Raw genomic sequence first — 16,330 nt, 5'->3', positions numbered from 1 at the left:
GGCGCGGCATCGGCCGGGGCCTCGGGGTTCGGTTGGGTGTGGTCGCTCGACGCGCTGCCATCCCACCAGCGCACGAGAGCAGGATCGGTGGCATCGGCGTACCAGCCAGCAGCAGGAGTGCTCACCCCGCCCCCTTCCATGACGTGAACTCATGGACAGCGTACGGTGTCTCGCCCGACAACGATGAGCAAATGTTGGTCGGGTGCCCGCGACCCTCCCCCGGGGCGGGCACCCTCGATCACGTCCGACCTCATCCGGTCGGCCGTGACCTGCTTCAGAGCTGCTCGTCGAGCCCCGGCTCGCGCTGCTCGTCGAGGTGCTCTTCGCGACGCGGCTGCTCGTCGCCCTCGATGACCGGCTCGGCGCCCGTGATGACGGGGTCGTCGCCCGGCGTGGCCTGACCAGCGCCGATATCGCCCTGCGCGCCCGGGTGCTCGCCCTGGGTCAGGTCGTGCTGGGTCAGATCCTGCTCGGTCAGGTCGTTCGACTGCTCGTTGGTGTCGCTCATGATTCCCCCTTGCTCGGTGGTGCAGTACCGCCCCGAGTGCTCGAGGCGACGTGATCAACCCAAGCCCGCATCCCCGCATCTGACAACGGGGTTGCCAGCGCCCGCGGGGCAAGGCTAGGGTTCGCCGACATGAGACGTGCCGCCTCGATCGTGGCCGATTACGCCTATGTGGGCCGGTCGCGACTGCGGTACTGGCGCTACGGCGCGCGGCCCCCTGCGCCCATCGATGCGGCACCGGATGCCCCGCCTCCCGTACTGCTGATCCCCGGCGTGTTCGAGACCTGGCATTACCTCAAGCCCATTCGCGACCGCCTGGCCGCCCTCGGGCATCCCGTGCACAGCGTGCCCGAGCTCGGCTTCAACCGTCACCCGATCCCGGAGATGGCCGCGCTGCTCACGGCCTACCTCGAGCATCGCGAACTCACGGGCGTGACGATCGTCGCGCACAGCAAGGGCGGGCTCATCGGCAAGACCATGCTCGTGGCCGACGAGCGCGCGCCGGTGAGCCGGCTCACGCGCATGATCTCGATCAACACGCCCTACGCGGGCAGCCCGCTCGCGCGCTTCGCGATGGGGCCGTGGCGCGAGTTCGTGCCGACGCGCCCCGTCATCACCGAGCTCGCGGCGGCCGCGAGGGTCAACGCGCGCATCACCTCGCTGCACTCGACCTTCGACCAGTACGTGCCGGCCGGCAATTCGGTGCTCGAGGGGGCCGAGAACGTCGTGCTGCCCTTCGACGGGCACTTTCGCGTGCTCGGCCTCGCGCCCGTCATCGATGAGGTCGTGGCGCGGGTGCCGCGGGTCGGGCCCTGATGCAGGAAGCATCGTGCATCTATCTGCAAGAATCGCGCCATGCCCGCCGCTGACGCCGCCCCCACGACGCACGCCCTTCCCGCGATCAGCCTGAAGCTGCTGCCGGCCGCGATCGTCGTCACGAGCGCGATCCCGTTGTTCGGCTTCGAGAACCGGTTCGTCGGCTACCCGTGGCTCGTGATCGGCCTCGTCGTCGCGTTCTTCGTCGACCGCGAGCTCATGAAAGATCTCGGCATCATCGCCGCCGGTCTCATCGTCGTGAGCACCGTGAGCGTCAAGGCCGACATCTCGTGGCCCAACTTCTTCTTGCTCGGCTTCGTGCTGAGCCTCGCCGTCGCCGTGCCGTTCGTGATCGACCGGTTCGTGTTCAAGCGTAGGGTGATCCGCTTTCCGTGGCGCAGCGGGCAGAAATGGCAACCGTGGGAGAAGTCGTACCTGTTCGCCGTGCCCTTTCTCGGCTGGTTGATTCTGCCGTTCTACTTCATCACCTCGGGCGCGTACCAGAACTGGCCGGCCGTCAGCGAGGCGAGCGAGGTGCTGCGGCTCTTCGTCGGCGTCAACGCCGTCGGCATCTGGGACGAGCTCTTCTTCATCTGCACCTGCTACGTGCTGCTGCTGCGGCACTTCCCGGTGCTCACCGCCAACATCTTGCAGGCCATCGTCTTCGTCAGCTTCTTGTGGGAGCTCGGCTACCAGGCCTGGGGTCCGCTCATGACGATCCCCTTCGCGCTGCTGCAGGGCTGGATCTTCCACCGCACCAAGTCGCTCACCTACGTCATCATCGTGCACCTGCTGTTCGACCTCGTGGTGTTCCTCGCCATCGTGCACGCGCACAACCCGGGGGTCTTCCCGTTCTTCCTGGTGCCGAGCCCGGGATCTTAAGCGCCGGTCGTAGGTAACGACTGCTCATGGCGGGCGGGCGCGACTGCCCGCAGGCTGGGGGCATGACCACACTGAACCTGCGCCTGCTGGCTGTCGCCGGCGCGCTCACCCTCGCCCTCACCGGATGCTCCACCGCGGCCCCCGTCAGCACCGACGACATCGTGCCCGACGTCGCCGACCAGGGCGACACGGGTGGTGACGCCGGAGGGTCCAACGACGGCGAAGTGACCGTGATCGGCGCCGACCTCGCCTCCGGCACGGCCGTGATGCTCGCCGAGGTCTACGCCGAGGGGCGCGACCCGATCCCCACCGTCGAGTTTGTCGACGCCACGACCGTGCGCTTCGCCTGGCCGGCCGGCTCGCTCACCGAGGGCGACGCGCTCGGCAACTGCCAGATCGCCTACGGTGCGCTCAGCGGCGAGGGCATCCGCGTGCTCATCGCCGTCGGCGACGCCGAGGCCGACTGCACCGCCGAGATCGAGGGCTGAGCCCCCGAGCCGCGCGGCGCACCCCCGAGCGCCGCGCGGCCCCGCGCTGCCCGCAGCCCCGGCGCATCTCCACAATTCAGGAGTTCGGGATGCTCGCGCCCGCTCGACACGCCGTGCGCGCATCCCGAACCGCTGTTTTTGGGCCGCAGTTCCTGAATTGTGGAGATGCTGCGCACCGCGCGACTCCTGAGTTGTGAAGACGGCGGGGTGGGGCAGACTCGGGGGGTGAGCCTGCTCGAGTCGATGCCCCGCCCCTACGAGGCCGGCGCGGCGTTCGACGCGATCGAGAACTGGGCCGTCGGGCGCGGGCTCACGCTGTATCCGGCGCAGGAGGAGGCGATCTTCGAGCTCGTCGCGGGCGCGCACGTCGTGCTCGCCACGCCGACGGGCTCGGGCAAGAGCCTCGTCGCTGTTGCGGCCCACGCGATCGCCCTCGCGCAGGGCCAGCGCACGTACTACACGGCGCCGATCAAGGCGCTCGTGAGCGAGAAGTTCTTTCAGCTCGTCGAGATCTTCGGCGCCGAGAACGTCGGCATGGTGACGGGCGACTCGAGCGTCAACGGCGATGCGCCGATCATCTGCTGCACGGCCGAGATTCTCGCCAACCAGGCGTTGCGCGAGGGCGCCGACCTCGCGGCGGGCGTCGTCGTCATGGACGAGTTTCACTACTACGCCGACGTCGACCGCGGGTGGGCGTGGCAGGTGCCGCTGCTGACCCTCACGAACGCGCGCTTTCTGCTCATGAGCGCGACGCTCGGCGACGTGACGCCGATCGCCGCCGACCTCGAGCGCCGCACGGGGCATCCGGTGAGCGAGGTGACGCACACCGAGCGGCCGATCCCGCTGACGTTCGAGTACGTGAAGACCCCCGTGCACGAGACCGTCGAGACCCTGCTCGAGAAGGGGCAGGCGCCGATCTACATCGTGCACTTCAGTCAGGCGGCCGCGATGGAGCGAGCGCAGGCCCTGTCGAGCATCCGGATCGTGTCGCGCGAGCAGCGGGACGAGATCGCCGAGGCGATCGGCGACTTTCGCTTCGCGACCGGCTTCGGCACGACGCTCAGCCGGCTCGTGCGCGCGGGCATCGGTGTGCACCACGCCGGCATGCTTCCGAAGTACCGCCGGCTCGTCGAGGTGCTCGCCCAGCGCGGGCTGCTGCGCGTCATCTGCGGCACCGACACGCTCGGCGTCGGCATCAACGTTCCCATTCGCACGGTGCTGCTCACGGCGCTCAGCAAGTACGACGGCGTGAAGATGCGGCAGCTGAGCGCGCGCGAGTTCCACCAGATCGCGGGCCGAGCCGGCCGCGCCGGATACGACACGGCCGGGCTCGTCGTCGTGCAGGCGCCCGACCACGAGGTCGAGAACCACCTCGCGACGACCAAGGCCGGCGACGACCCCAAGAAGAAGAAGAAGATCGTGCGCAAGGCCGCGCCGGCGGGTTTCGTCACCTGGAGCGAGACGAGTTTCGAGCGGCTGGTGGGCGGGATGCCCGAACCGCTCGAGAGCCGCATGCAGGTCTCGGCGGCCATGCTCATCAACCTCATCGCCCGCGGGGGAGACGTGTTCGCGAACGCGCGCGCGCTGCTCACCGAGAACCATGAGCCGCCACACCGGCAGCGCGAGCTCGTCGTGCGGGCGCTCGGCATCGCGAAGACCCTTGTGCGCGCGGGCGTCGTCGTGATCGATCGCGCGCCGGTGACGAACGGCGCGCCCGCGACGATCACCCTCACGGTCGACCTGCAGCCCAACTTCGCGCTCAACCAGCCGCTGAGCCCCTTCGCGCTCGCGGTCATCGGCGTGCTCGACCATGCCGACCCCAACTACCCGCTCGAGGTCATCAGCGTCATCGAGGCGACGCTCGACAACCCGCGGCCCGTGCTCGCCCAGCAGCAGTTCGCGGCGCGTGGCGAGGCGATCGGCGCCATGAAGGCCGAAGGGCTCGACTACGACGAGCGCATGGAGGCCCTCGACGACGTCGAGTACCCGAAACCGCTCGACGAGCTGCTGACCGCCATGTTCGAGACCTTCGCGAGCACCCAGCCCTGGATCCGCGACGTCGAGCTGCGCCCCAAGAGCGTCGTGCGCGACCTCTACGAGAAGGCCATGACCTTCACCGAGTACGTCAGTCACTACAAGCTCACGCGCAGCGAGGGCCTGCTGCTGCGCTACCTGAGCGACGCCGACCGCGCCATCCGCCAGACGGTGCCCGACGAGGCGAAGACCGACGAGCTACGCGACATCATCGAGTGGCTGCGCGAGCTCGTGCGCCAGGTCGACTCGAGCCTGCAAGACGAGTGGGAGCAGCTGAGCTCTGGCTTCCACTCCGAAGTTGTGGAAGGCGCGCCGACCCTGCCGCCCCGGCCGCCGGACGTGACGACCAACCGCCGCGCATTCCTCGTGCTCGTGCGCAACGAGCTGTTCCGCCGCGTGCAGCTCGCGGCGCTGCAGCGCGACGACGACCTCGAGGCGCTCGACCCCGACGCAGGCTGGCCCGAGGCGCTCGACGCCTACTACGCTGACCACGAGCAGATTCTGACGGGCGGCAACGCGCGCAGTGCATCCCTCGTGCAGATCGATGAGAGCCCCGAACGCGATGATCCGGATGCTCACGGCACGTGGAGCGTGCGCCAGGTCATCGACGACCCGGCGGGCGACCACGACTGGGGCATCGACGCGGTCGTCGATCTGGCGGCGAGCGTCGAGGCCGGATTCGCCGTGGTCAGGGTGCTCGGCCTGCGCCGGATGTAGCCCTACTGACGCTGCCCGGCGCGCGCAGGCCCGGCACTAAAGAATTGCGTCGCGCACGAGGTCGTACACGGGCGTGAAGAGCCCCACGTTGACGAGCACGGCCGTGATGGCGAGGTTTGTCAGCAGCGGCCACCAGCCGCGCCCCGCGGCCTGCCGGCGCACGACGATCGTGCGGGCGGTGAGGTAGCCGAGCGCCCCGAGGAACGCCCAGCCCCAGTGCGCGCGCCGCAGGTGACCCCACTCGTGCAGCGTGATGCGGTCGCGGCGCACCCACATGATGATCCACAGCACGGGGATGATCGACGCGCCAACGAGCCAGATGACGGGAGTCGACTCGAAGCCCGAGAGCACGATGCCGGCCGACTGGGCGAGAACGGTCACAAGCGGGGTGAACGCGAGGGCCCAGGCCGCGGGGGTCGTCGTGCGCTCGGGCGCGTAGTCGATCGATGACGAGCGGGTGTTCCAGAGCTCGTGCGGGGGTAGGGCGCCGCCCTCGGGGGCGATCGGCACTGACGACACGGGCACTGACGATACGGGAACCGACGACACGGGAACCGACCCGGGCGACCCGAGCGCGGGCGAGGCGGGAGTGCCCCCGACGGCCGAGCCCGGCGACCACGAGTAGGGGGCCGAGTAGCCGTAGGGCTCGGCGGCGGCCGGTTCGGCGATGACGGTCGACCCCGTGGTGGCGGGCGCGGCGAGCCCCGCGGCCTGGGCGATCGCCTGCTCGGTCGGGGCGTGCGCTACGACGGGCTTGGGCCGCGTGTGCGTCGTCCAGCGCAGGCCGTCCCACCAGCGCAGGCGCAGCGCCATGTCTGGGTCGTCGTACCAGCCGGCGACGGGAGCGTGCGAGTCAGACATCGGGCGTCCTCGGGTGTGTCGACGAGCGCGCTGCGGGTCGGGGTGACGCACTCTCGGTCAGCCCATGGTAGTTCGCCGCGGGGTACACGGGCAGAGGCGCGCGGTCCCCATTTATGGGGACACGATCGCTCATCTTTCGGCGCTCAGCCGCCCGAGCATCGTCCACACCGTCGTCGTGAGGGCGGGGTGGTCGAGCGCGATCTGCCGCAGCAGCCGGTAGTCGCGGGCGGCAGAGGGCAGCCGCCCGTCGTCGTCGCGAATGCGTTCGGCCCGCAGCATCCACACCACCAGTTCATCGACGGTGGGCAGCTCGGTCATGAAGTCCCACGGATCTTCTCCGCCGCGCGCCCGCGCGTGGATCACCGTCTGCAGCTCGTCGTGCGCCTCGGCACGCAGCACCTCGAGGCTCGCGCCCCGTCGGCTGCGCGTCTCGTCCATACCTCGACCCTACGCGGCCCGCCGGGGCGGTCGCTGAGGGGCGGGTGGATGCTCGCCCCGGGTCAGGAGACCGCGCGAATAACCGCGAGCACACCCTCGGGGTCGATCGCGAACCAGGTCGCGATGACCGCGAGCTGCGCGCCGACCCACACCGCGAGCGGCCACGCGGCTGCACCCGTCGTGCGCTGCACCCGCACGCCCCGCACCGCGAGGTACAGCGGGGGAGCGAGCACCGCGGTGATCCACGGCGCCGTGCGCAGGTGGCCCGAGAGCTCCATGAGCCGCGTGTCTTGCCCCGCGAGCGCGCCCATGAGCACGAGCGGGAACACGACGGCGAGCGCGCGGGTCCACGCCGAGCTCTCGGCGGGCAGGGTCGAGAAGACCCAGAAGACGAGCAGAGCCTGCGTGAGCGGCATCGAGGCCATGAGCCAGACCGAGACGGTGTGCACGCGCAGCCGCAGGGGGTTGCGGGCGGTCGAGGCGTCGATGACCGCGGCGCTGGCCTCGAGACGATTGCGCGCGGCGAAGGGCTCGTAGCCGGAGGTCTCGGCGTTGGCGGGGCTCACGGGCGACATCGCGCTCGCGCGCGGCGCCGAGCCCACCGAGCGCACACCGGCGCCCGGGTCGACGGGGTGCAGGGGCATGCTCTCGGCTGCACGCGCGGACTCGCGCGGCGAGACCGTGGCCGGTGCCGTGCCGACGACCGAGAACGCGGCCGCGGGCTGGGCCGAGGCGGTGGCGGCGGCCAAGCTCTCTGCCGAGACGACGGGGCTCACGGGCGTGTCGAGCGCGGCGGTGTGGTGCGTCCACGCCGTGCCGTCCCACCAGCGGCGCTGCGTCGCCATGCCGTGCGCGGCCGCCTCAACCGGGTCGGCGTACCACCCTGCTGGCACGCGGATCGCGGTGGTGCTCATCGTGGTCCCCCAGTGTCCCCGGTCCCCCGACCGGATCGTGTTTCTCCGATCGACCCCCCTGGTCGATCGGTTGTGCCGCGGTGTATTCGGGTTCCACGCGACGGGCGATTGCTCACCCTTGGTGCTTTTTCAATTGTGACCGGAAGCGGTTCGGGCCGCTTCCGGAGTATTCGGTTAGCGAATGATGCTGAAGACGCCCCAGTCGTCGACCTGCCAGGCGATCCAGCCGTTCGAACGCTGCAGGCTCGCCGTGACGACGATCGGGTTGCCGCTCGCGTCGATCGCGGGGCAGCGCAGCTGCTGGCCGATGAACAGCGGCGGACTCGGCGGGCAGGTGACCTCCATCGAGCCGCCGATGCTGCGGGCCGCGAGCTCGATGCTGTTCGACGCCTCGGCCGCGAACACGCCGGGTAGCGAGGCGATGATGAGGCCGGGCACGGCGAGCACCGAGGCGCCCACGAGCCCGCTCAGCAGCAGGAAGACGGCGACGGGGCCGTAGCCGACGCCCGAGATGCGGCTGAGCCGCACCGCGCGGGCGATGAGGTAGAGCGGGGCTGAACCGAGTGCCCAGAGCCACGAGGCGGGGCGGTCGACGCCCCGACGCCGCAGCGAGCGGTGGTCGAAGATGGCGAGCACGAGCGACACCGGGTAGGGCGCGAGCCAGATGATGGCCATGAGCATTGCGCTCGGGCCCGTCGAGAACGCAGCGAGCACGAGCAGGCTCATGAGCAGCTGCAGCATCGGCAGCAGGGCGATGGCCCACACCTCGACGCTCTGCAGGTGCGGAGCGGTTGTGCCGAGCGACTGGTGCGTGCCGCGTCGACCGGGGTCGCTCGCCGAGACCGGCGACTCGTTCCACGCGGGAACGTAGGCGGGTGCACCGGGCGCCGACCCGTAGCCGGGGGCCGAACCGTATCCGGGCGCCGAGCCGTATCCCGGGGCCGAGGTCTGCGTCGCTGACCCGTAGCCCGCCGAGCCGGCGGCCGAGACGGGAGCCCCGGTCGAGCCCTGCAGCGGCACCCACGGGGTGCTGTCGGCCGTCGCGGCCGACTGCGCCTGCAGGTCGGCGAAGGCCGCGGCCGCGAAGGCCTCGGCGGCGCTCGCCGCGCTCGCGGCACTGGCGGCGCTCGCGGCCGCCTGAGCAGCGGCGGCCTGCGCCGCGGTCTCGGTCGCGGCGGGAGCCACCGGAGCGGAGGCAACGGGCGCCGAGGCGGCGCTCGGCTCGACGAGCGCGGGCGCATCGTCAGACGCGGGAGGAGCGAGCTGCCGCAGCACGGCCGCGGTGGGCTGCTCGGCGGGCGGCTCGTCGATCGCGGCCGAGTCGGCGCTGCGGCGCGAGCGGCGCGAGGGCAGCTCGTCGTCATCAGCGAACATCGTGGGCGCAGCGGGCTGCGTGGGCATCATGGGCTGGCGCGCGTCTGAGACGTGCTCCGTCCACGCGTGGTTGTCCCACCAGCGCAACTGGGGCAGGCCCAGCGGGTCGGGATACCACCCCGCCGGCACGCGGCCGTAGTCGTCGTCAGACACGTCAGATCCCCCTCTGATGCCGAACCCGAATCCGGCGGGGTCAGTCTACGGGGATGCCCCGGCGTATCGGGAGGAATCGTCACCCCCCCAGTGCGGGTGTCCCCCGGTCGGGGTACAACTCTCGGGCCGCGCTGTCGAGCCACTCGCGCCCGAGCGGGGCGTGCCGCGCGGGCCCCAGCGCAGGCCCCGCGATCCAGTGCTGCGCCGAGCGCAGGCCGTGCAGCGCGCTGAGAACCCAGAGCTCGCAGCCCGCCAGATCCTCCGGCCGGGCCTCGGCCTCGGCCAGCTCGACCCCGGCCTCGCGCGCGGCCCGCAGCACGAGGCCGACCGTGACGCTCGGGATGCGCGCCAGCGTGTCGGCGGGGCGCACGAGCGTCTCGCCCCGCCACCAGAGCAGCCCGCTGTAGGCGCCCTCGACGATGATGCCGCGAGCATCCACGATGATCGCCTCGCCCGCTCCGAGCGCCTGCACGGCCGTGCGCAGCCCCTGCAGGGCCTCGAGGTCGGGCCCCTTGACGAGCGGCTGCGTGCGCGGGTCGTGGGGCGCCGTCGCCACGTCGACCTCGGTGCTGGTGGCGGGTGTCGGCCGCAGCCGCAGGCTCAGCTGCGTGCCGTCGGCGCGCTCGCGCAGCTCGACGCGCGGAAACCAGTCGCCCGAGCGGGGGAGGGCCGCCTCGACATCGCGCCAGAAGACCTCGGCATCGTCGCGCCACGAGCCCGCCGTGGCGATGAACCGCGCGCGGTGGGCATCGAGCCCGCGAGCGCGACCGTCGACCAGGCGCCACGAGTCGGCCGTGAGCAGGCGCCCCTCGTGCGGGTCGCACCAGTCGAGCGCGACCCAGGGCGAGCCGCCCGAGGCGCCGACCGGCCGCCACGGGTGAAGCCCCTCGCCGAGCGCGCTCATAGCATTGAGGGTATGCGGCGCGGCGTTCTTGAGCATCCGATCGCGGCGCCCCCGAGCGCCGAGGCGCTCTTCCTGGCGCTCGCGGCCGAGAACCCCGCCGCGCCGGGACTCGTGTGGCTCGACTCGGGGCTCGGAGCGCGCACGGGTCGCAGCCTCATCGCGCTCGGCGAGCGGGTGTCGCTCGACGACACCGCCGCGGTGCTGCCGCAGCTGCGCGCCGCGCTCGCCGCGATGCCCCGCGTCGAGAGCGGTGACGCGCTGCCGCTCGGCCTCGTCGGCTAGTTCGGCTACGAGCTGCGGGGCGAGACCATGGGCATGCCTGTTGCGCCCGTGTCGGGCGACGAGCGCGCGGCCTGGCTGCGCGTCGACCGCGGCGTGACGTTCGACCACGCCACGGGCACCGCTCGGCTCGTGGCGCTCGACGCAGCAGGGGCGGGGCAGTGGCGCGGCGAGCTCGACGCCTGGCGGCAGGGCATGCTCGCGCTCGCCGAGCGAGCGGCAGGGGCATCCGGTACCGAGATCGCCACCCCGGCCCCGCTCGGGCCCGTCACGTGGCGCGACACCGACGCGCACTACGCCGACCTCGTGCGGCAGTGCCAGCACGCGATCCGCGAGGGCGATGCCTACCAGTTGTGCCTCACGACGCAGGCCGAAGTGGCGACGGCCGACGGCGCCGACCTCGACCCCGTGGCGGTTTACCGCCGCTTGCGGCTCTCGAGCCCCGCGCACCACGGCGCGCTGCTGCGCATCGGCGGCACCACCCTGCTGAGCGCGAGCCCCGAGACCTTCTTGCACGTCGCCGACGGCACGGTGCAGACGCGGCCCATCAAGGGCACGCGGCCGCGCGACACCGACCCCGAACGGGATGCGGCGCTCGCGGTCGAGCTCGCCGCGAGCGAGAAAGAGCAGGCCGAGAACCTGATGATCGTCGACCTTATGCGCAACGACCTCGCGCGCATCAGCGAGGTCGGCTCGGTCGTCGTCACCGGCTTGCTCGAGGTCGAGAGCTACGCCCACGTGCACCAGCTCGTCAGCACGGTCGAGGGGCGGTTGCGGGCGGGCCTCGATGCGCTGGATGCCGTGGCCGCGTGTCTTCCCGCCGGCTCGATGACGGGCGCCCCGAAGCGCCGCGCCATCGAGCTTCTCGCCGGGCTCGAGGCCGGCCCCCGCGGTGTGTACTCGGGAGCCTTCGGCTACCTCGGCGCCGATGGCACCGCCGACCTCGCCATGGTCATTCGCAGCATCGTCGTGCGCGGCGCCCGCGCGAGCGTCGGCGCGGGCGGCGGGGTGACGGCGCTCAGCGACCCGGCGGCCGAGGTGGCCGAGATGCGGCTCAAGGCCGAGGCCCTGCTGCGGGCGCTCGCGCAGGCCGAGCCGTCGAGCACCCGGTAATCTGGCAGTTCTGCCCCGCCACCACCGGGCGGCCCCTGCACAGACGTGAATCGAGACCTCTCCGTGACCGACGAGCTGCACCCCGACGAGAACGCGTACGACCACGCCCGCATCGAGGCCCACTGGGCGCCGATCTGGGATGCGCTGCAGCCCTTCACCGTCGACGACATCGCCGACACGAAGCCGCGCAAGTACGTGCTCGACATGTTTCCGTACCCCAGCGGCGACCTGCACATGGGCCACGCCGAGCAGTACGCGCTCGGCGACATCGTCGCCCGCTACTGGCGCCAGCAGGGCTTCACGGTGCTGCACCCGATCGGCTGGGACTCGTTCGGCCTTCCCGCCGAGAACGCGGCGATCAAGCGCGGCGCCGACCCGCGGCAGTGGACCTACGACAACATCGCCCAGCAGAAGGCGTCGATGAAGCGCTACGCGGCGAGCTTCGACTGGACCCGCGTGCTGCACACGAGCGACCCCGAGTACTACCGCTGGAACCAGTGGCTGTTCTTGAAGATGTACGAGAAGGGCCTGGCCTACCGCAAAGACAGCTGGGTCAACTGGGATCCGGTCGACCAGACCGTGCTCGCCAACGAGCAGGTGCTGCCCGACGGCACGAGCGAGCGCTCGGGCGCCGTCGTCGTGAAGAAGAAGCTCACGCAGTGGTACTTCAAGATCACCGACTACGCCGACCGCCTGCTCGACGACCTCAACCAGCTCGAGGGCTCGTGGCCGGCCAAGGTGCTCACGATGCAGCGCAATTGGATCGGCCGCTCGACGGGCGCCGACGTCGACTTCATCATCGAGGGCCACCACAGCCCCGTCACGGTGTTCACGACGCGCCCCGACACCCTGTTCGGCGCCACCTTCATGGTCGTCGCGCCCGACAGCGACCTCGCCGCCGAGCTCGCCGCGGGCTCGACGCCCGAGGTGCGCATGGCGTTCCAGGCCTACCTGGAAGAGGCGCAGAAGAAGAGCGAGATCGACCGGCAAGACGCCTCGCGCGAGAAGACCGGCGTGTTCCTCGACCGCTGGGCGATCAACCCCGTCACGGGCGAGCGAATCCCCGTCTGGGCCGCCGACTACGTGCTCGCCGACTACGGCCACGGCGCCATCATGGCCGTGCCCGCGCACGACCAGCGCGACCTCGACTTCGCGATCGCCTACGACCTGCCGGTGCGCGTCGTCGTCGACACGAACGCGCCCGTCACGGGGGCGATTCCGGTCATTACGCCCGCGATGCTCGAGTCGGGCGATCCCGGCTCGGCGGGCGCCGCGCCGCTCGACCCCGTCGCGACCGGTGAGGCGCTCACGGGTGACGGGCGCATGATCAACTCGGGCCCGCTCGACGGCCTCAGCAAGCAGAACGCCATCACGCGCGCGATCGAGCTGCTCGACGAGCGCGGCACCGGCCGGGCATCCAAGACCTACCGCCTGCGCGACTGGCTCATCAGCCGTCAGCGGTACTGGGGCACGCCGATTCCGATCATGTACACCGACGACGGCACCGAGGTGCCGATGCCGATGGATGCTCTGCCGCTCGTGCTGCCGTACGACGAGGGCATGGACCTCAAGCCGAAGGGCACCTCGCCCCTCGGTGCGCTCGACGACTGGGTGTCGACGACCACGCCCGACGGCCGCCCGGCGCGCCGCGACACCGACACGATGGACACCTTCGTCGACTCGTCGTGGTACTTCTTGCGGTTCTTGAACCCGACCGACGACACCAAGGCCTTCGACCCCGAGATGGCCGAGAAGTGGGCGCCCGTCGACCAGTACGTGGGGGGCGTCGAGCACGCGATTCTGCACCTGCTCTACGCGCGCTTCATCACGAAGGTGCTCTTCGACCTCGGCTACGTGAGCTTCACCGAGCCCTTCAGCGCGCTGCTCAACCAGGGCATGGTCGTGCTCAATGGCGCCAAGATGTCGAAGTCGAAGGGCAACATCGTCACCTTCACCGAGGGCGTCGACAGCTACGGCGTCGACGCCGTGCGCCTGACGATGGCCTTCGCCGGTCCGCCGGAGGACGACATCGACTGGGCGGATGTCTCGCCCACGGGCTCGCAGAAGTTCTTGGCCCGCGCCTGGAGGCTGTCGGGCGAGGTCGCTGCCCCCGTCGGGGCCGACCCGTCGACGGGCGACGTCGCTCTGCGGCGCGTCACGCACCGGTTCTTGGCTGAGGTGCCGGGCCTCATGGAGTCCTTCAAGTTCAATGTGGCCGTCGCGCGCACGATGGAGCTCGTCAACGTGATCCGCAAGGCGATCGATTCGGGGCCGGGCGCGGCCGACCCCGCCGTGCGCGAGGCCGTCGAGGTCGTCGCCGTCGCCCTCTCGATCTTCGCGCCGTACACGGCCGAAGACATGTGGGTGCGCCTGGGACACGGGGGCCAGTCGAGCGACGACCTCGTCGCCTTCGCGGGCTGGCGCAAGGCTGACCCGCTGCTGCTCGTCGAGGAGTCGGTGACGGCGATCGTGCAGGTCGACGGCAAGGTGCGCGACAAGCTCGAAGTGAGCCCGCTCATCGGCGGCGACGAGCTCGAAGCGCTCGCGCGTGCCTCCGAGGCCGTGCAGCGCGCCATCGGCGACCGACCGATCGCGCAGGTCATCGTGCGCGCTCCGCGCGTCGTCAACATCGCAACCGCGAAGTAGGCGCTCCCGCGCGGCGCTGCACCGACGACCGGGCAGCGCCGCGCGGGCCTAGCCTGCCGCGGTGACCCACCCCGCTGCGCTCGACGGGCCGCCCCGGCGGTCGACGCGGGTGCGCGCGGCCCTCGGGGGCGTCATCGTGCTCGCGCTGCTCGGCGTCGGCGCGGCCGTCGTGGGCGCCGTGGTGACCCCGGGCGGGCAGACCGTGACGGTCGAGGCACCCCCGGCCGACGAGAACGCGGCGCTCGACTCCGCCCCCGTCGTCGAGGTCGTCGTGCTGCACGTGCTCGGCGCCGTCTCGCAGCCCGGCATCGTCGAACTGCCGCTCGGGGCGCGCGTCGTCGACGCGATCGCCGCGGCCGGCGGGCCAAGCGACGACGCCGACCTCGGCGGCGTCAACCTGGCGCGCGTCGTCGTCGATGGCGAGCAGCTGCGGGTGCCCCGCATCGGCGAGGCGCCCGCGTCCGCGGGTGCCGCGGCGGTGCCGGGGGCCTCGGCAGACGGGCGCGTGAATCTCAACACCGCCGATGCCGCCGCGCTCGAGACGCTGCCCGGGGTGGGGCCCGCGATCGCGGCGCGCATCATCGCCTGGCGCGACGAGAACGGGCCGTTCCGCAGCGTCGACGAGCTCACCGCCGTGAGCGGCATCGGCGAGAAGACGCTCGAGGGCCTACGCGACCAGGCCACGGTGTGACGGCGGTCGCGGGTACGCGCGCGCCCGGAATGCGCGGTGCTCCGACGCGGGTGGCGGATGCCCGCCTCGCGATCCCCGCTCTCGCCGGGTGGCTCACGGCCATCGTGCTGGTCGGCGCTGAGGGGGCTGCCGCGCCCGTGGCGATCACGGCTCTCGCCCTCGCGGGGCTCGCGGTCGGGGTGCTGCGGCGCCGCGGGGGCGCGGGTCGCGCGGGGGAGCTGCTCGCGGCGAGCATCCCGAGCGTGCTCGCGGTGGCGGTGCTCGCGATCGCCGTCGCCGTGGCCGCCCCCGCGCGCACGCCGCCCGTGCTCACGGGCGCACTCGACGAGGGCCGCGCGGTGCTCGTCGTGCTCGAGCTCGAGCAGTCGGTCGTGCCGCGCCCCGCCGACGCCGGCGCGATGATCGGCTGGGGCGGCGTGAGCGCCGACGCGCGCATCGTCGCGGTCACGGATGCGTCGGACGGGTCGGGCGCGGCGGTCGCCGTGCGCGTGCCGGTGCGCGTGCTCGGTCTCGAGCTCGACGGCCGCCTCCCGCTCGGCACCCGGGTCGAGGGCATCGTGCGGCTCATCCCGCTCGAGGCCGGCGACGAGCGCGTCGCCCTCGTGCGGCCGGTCTCCGAGCTGACGCCGCTCGCGGCGCCCGCCCCGATGCTCGGCGGCGCCGACGCCCTCCGCGCCGGGTTCCTCGCCCTCATGGCCCCGTTCTCGGGCGACGGCGCCGCACTGCTGCCGGGGCTCGCGATCGGCGACACGACCGCCGTGAGCGACGACCTCGACGCGGCCATGAAGGCCAGCGCCCTCAGCCACCTCACAGCGGTGTCGGGCGCCAACTGCGCCATCGTCGTCGGACTCGTGCTCGGCATCGGAGCCCTCGCGCGGTGGCCGCGGCCCGTGCGGGTCGGGGTCGCGCTCGCGGCGCTCGGCGGCTTCGTCGTGCTCGTCACCCCCGAGCCGAGCGTTGTGCGCGCCGCCGTCATGGCCGCCGTCGTGCTGCTCGCGCTCGCGAGCGGCCGCCCCGCGCGCGGGCTGCCCGTGCTGGGCCTCGCGGTGCTCGGCATCGTGGTGCTCGACCCGTGGATCGCGCGCGAGTACGGCTTCGTGCTCTCGGTGCTTGCGACGGCGGCGCTGCTCGTGCTCGCGGGCCCGCTTGCGGCGGTGCTCGAGCGCGTGCTGCCCGCGTGGCTGGCGCTCGCGATCGCGGTGCCGCTCAGCGCGCAACTGGCGTGCCAGCCCGTGCTGATCCTGCTCGCGCCCGAGGTGCCGCTCACCGGGGTCATCGCGAACGTGCTCGCGGCGCCCGCCGCCCCGGTGGCGACGATCGTGGGCATGATCGCGTGCCTGCTCGCGCCGGTCATCCCGCCGCTCGCGATGCTCGTCGCGGGCATCGCGTGGCTGCCCGCGGCCTGGATCGCGGGCGTCGCGCGCGTGTGCTCGACGCTGCCCGGCGCCCTGCTGCCGTGGCCCGAGGGTGCGCTCGGCGCGCTGCTGCTCGCGGCCCTCACGGCCGCGGGGCTGG

General features: G+C 72.1%; 16 protein-coding genes. 9 read left to right on the top strand and 7 right to left on the bottom strand.

Features of this window, described 5'->3' with window-relative positions; genetic code table 11:
- On the bottom strand, window positions 1-140 hold a 140-nt coding region (locus ACK4HH_RS12615; RefSeq protein WP_409652536.1), incomplete at its 3' end, for a DUF2510 domain-containing protein.
- Between the two features lie 134 nt (window positions 141-274).
- Entirely contained in the window at window positions 275-508 is a 234-nt protein-coding gene (locus ACK4HH_RS12610; protein ID WP_409652532.1) for a hypothetical protein, read from the bottom strand.
- A 129-nt stretch (window positions 509-637) separates the two neighbouring features.
- Here ACK4HH_RS12610 and ACK4HH_RS12605 point away from each other — a divergent pair, with 129 nt between their 5' ends.
- The 4 genes from ACK4HH_RS12605 (at window position 638) to ACK4HH_RS12590 (ending at window position 5,442) form a co-directional block, all read left to right on the top strand.
- Entirely contained in the window at window positions 638-1,321 is a 684-nt protein-coding gene (locus ACK4HH_RS12605; protein ID WP_409652530.1) for an esterase/lipase family protein, read from the top strand.
- 39 nt (window positions 1,322-1,360) lie between these two features.
- Window positions 1,361-2,203 (top strand): CPBP family intramembrane glutamic endopeptidase, encoded by an 843-nt coding sequence (locus ACK4HH_RS12600; protein WP_409652528.1) that lies wholly within the window; start codon window positions 1,361-1,363, stop codon window positions 2,201-2,203.
- Window positions 2,204-2,265: 62 nt separating this feature from the next.
- Window positions 2,266-2,691 carry a hypothetical protein gene (locus ACK4HH_RS12595; protein WP_409652525.1) on the top strand — a complete coding sequence of 142 codons (426 nt, stop codon included), beginning with the start codon at window positions 2,266-2,268 and terminating at the stop codon, window positions 2,689-2,691.
- A 243-nt stretch (window positions 2,692-2,934) separates the two neighbouring features.
- On the top strand, window positions 2,935-5,442 hold the full coding sequence (locus tag ACK4HH_RS12590; RefSeq protein WP_409652534.1) for a DEAD/DEAH box helicase: 2,508 nt from the start codon (window positions 2,935-2,937) through the stop codon (window positions 5,440-5,442).
- Window positions 5,443-5,478: 36 nt separating this feature from the next.
- Here ACK4HH_RS12590 and ACK4HH_RS12585 read toward each other — a convergent pair whose 3' ends face one another.
- The 5 genes from ACK4HH_RS12585 to ACK4HH_RS12565 all read right to left on the bottom strand — a co-directional run bounded on the left by ACK4HH_RS12585 (window position 5,479) and on the right by ACK4HH_RS12565 (window position 10,086).
- Window positions 5,479-6,303: a DUF2510 domain-containing protein gene (locus tag ACK4HH_RS12585; RefSeq protein WP_409652523.1), complete on the bottom strand. Its 825-nt coding sequence runs from the start codon at window positions 6,301-6,303 to the stop codon at window positions 5,479-5,481.
- Window positions 6,304-6,432: 129 nt separating this feature from the next.
- Window positions 6,433-6,741 carry a tryptophan synthase subunit alpha gene (locus ACK4HH_RS12580; RefSeq protein WP_409652521.1) on the bottom strand — a complete coding sequence of 103 codons (309 nt, stop codon included), beginning with the start codon at window positions 6,739-6,741 and terminating at the stop codon, window positions 6,433-6,435.
- Window positions 6,742-6,803: 62 nt separating this feature from the next.
- Window positions 6,804-7,655: a DUF2510 domain-containing protein gene (locus ACK4HH_RS12575; protein WP_409652518.1), complete on the bottom strand. Its 852-nt coding sequence runs from the start codon at window positions 7,653-7,655 to the stop codon at window positions 6,804-6,806.
- A 174-nt stretch (window positions 7,656-7,829) separates the two neighbouring features.
- Window positions 7,830-9,182 (bottom strand): DUF2510 domain-containing protein, encoded by a 1,353-nt coding sequence (locus tag ACK4HH_RS12570; RefSeq protein WP_409652516.1) that lies wholly within the window; start codon window positions 9,180-9,182, stop codon window positions 7,830-7,832.
- A 79-nt stretch (window positions 9,183-9,261) separates the two neighbouring features.
- Window positions 9,262-10,086: an aminotransferase class IV gene (locus ACK4HH_RS12565; protein WP_409652513.1), complete on the bottom strand. Its 825-nt coding sequence runs from the start codon at window positions 10,084-10,086 to the stop codon at window positions 9,262-9,264.
- 12 nt (window positions 10,087-10,098) lie between these two features.
- On the opposite strand from ACK4HH_RS12565, the gene ACK4HH_RS12560 reads away from it, so the two are divergent.
- The 5 genes from ACK4HH_RS12560 to ACK4HH_RS12540 form a co-directional block, all read left to right on the top strand.
- Window positions 10,099-10,368 (top strand): hypothetical protein, encoded by a 270-nt coding sequence (locus ACK4HH_RS12560; RefSeq protein ID WP_409652510.1) that lies wholly within the window; start codon window positions 10,099-10,101, stop codon window positions 10,366-10,368.
- A 33-nt stretch (window positions 10,369-10,401) separates the two neighbouring features.
- Window positions 10,402-11,478: an anthranilate synthase component I family protein gene (locus ACK4HH_RS12555; RefSeq protein ID WP_409652507.1), complete on the top strand. Its 1,077-nt coding sequence runs from the start codon at window positions 10,402-10,404 to the stop codon at window positions 11,476-11,478.
- A 63-nt stretch (window positions 11,479-11,541) separates the two neighbouring features.
- Window positions 11,542-14,124: a leucine--tRNA ligase gene (gene leuS, locus ACK4HH_RS12550; protein ID WP_409652504.1), complete on the top strand. Its 2,583-nt coding sequence runs from the start codon at window positions 11,542-11,544 to the stop codon at window positions 14,122-14,124.
- Between the two features lie 61 nt (window positions 14,125-14,185).
- Window positions 14,186-14,815, top strand: a complete 630-nt coding sequence (locus ACK4HH_RS12545; protein ID WP_409652501.1) for a helix-hairpin-helix domain-containing protein — start codon at window positions 14,186-14,188, stop codon at window positions 14,813-14,815.
- A 29-nt stretch (window positions 14,816-14,844) separates the two neighbouring features.
- A partial coding sequence (locus ACK4HH_RS12540; RefSeq protein ID WP_409652499.1) for a ComEC/Rec2 family competence protein occupies window positions 14,845-16,330 on the top strand: 1,486 nt, incomplete at its 3' end.

The organism is Microcella sp. (assembly GCF_046296455.1).
Lineage (GTDB): Bacteria > Actinomycetota > Actinomycetes > Actinomycetales > Microbacteriaceae > Microcella.
Note: the sequence above shows the minus strand (reverse complement) of the source record. Positions and strands in the feature narration are given on the sequence as shown.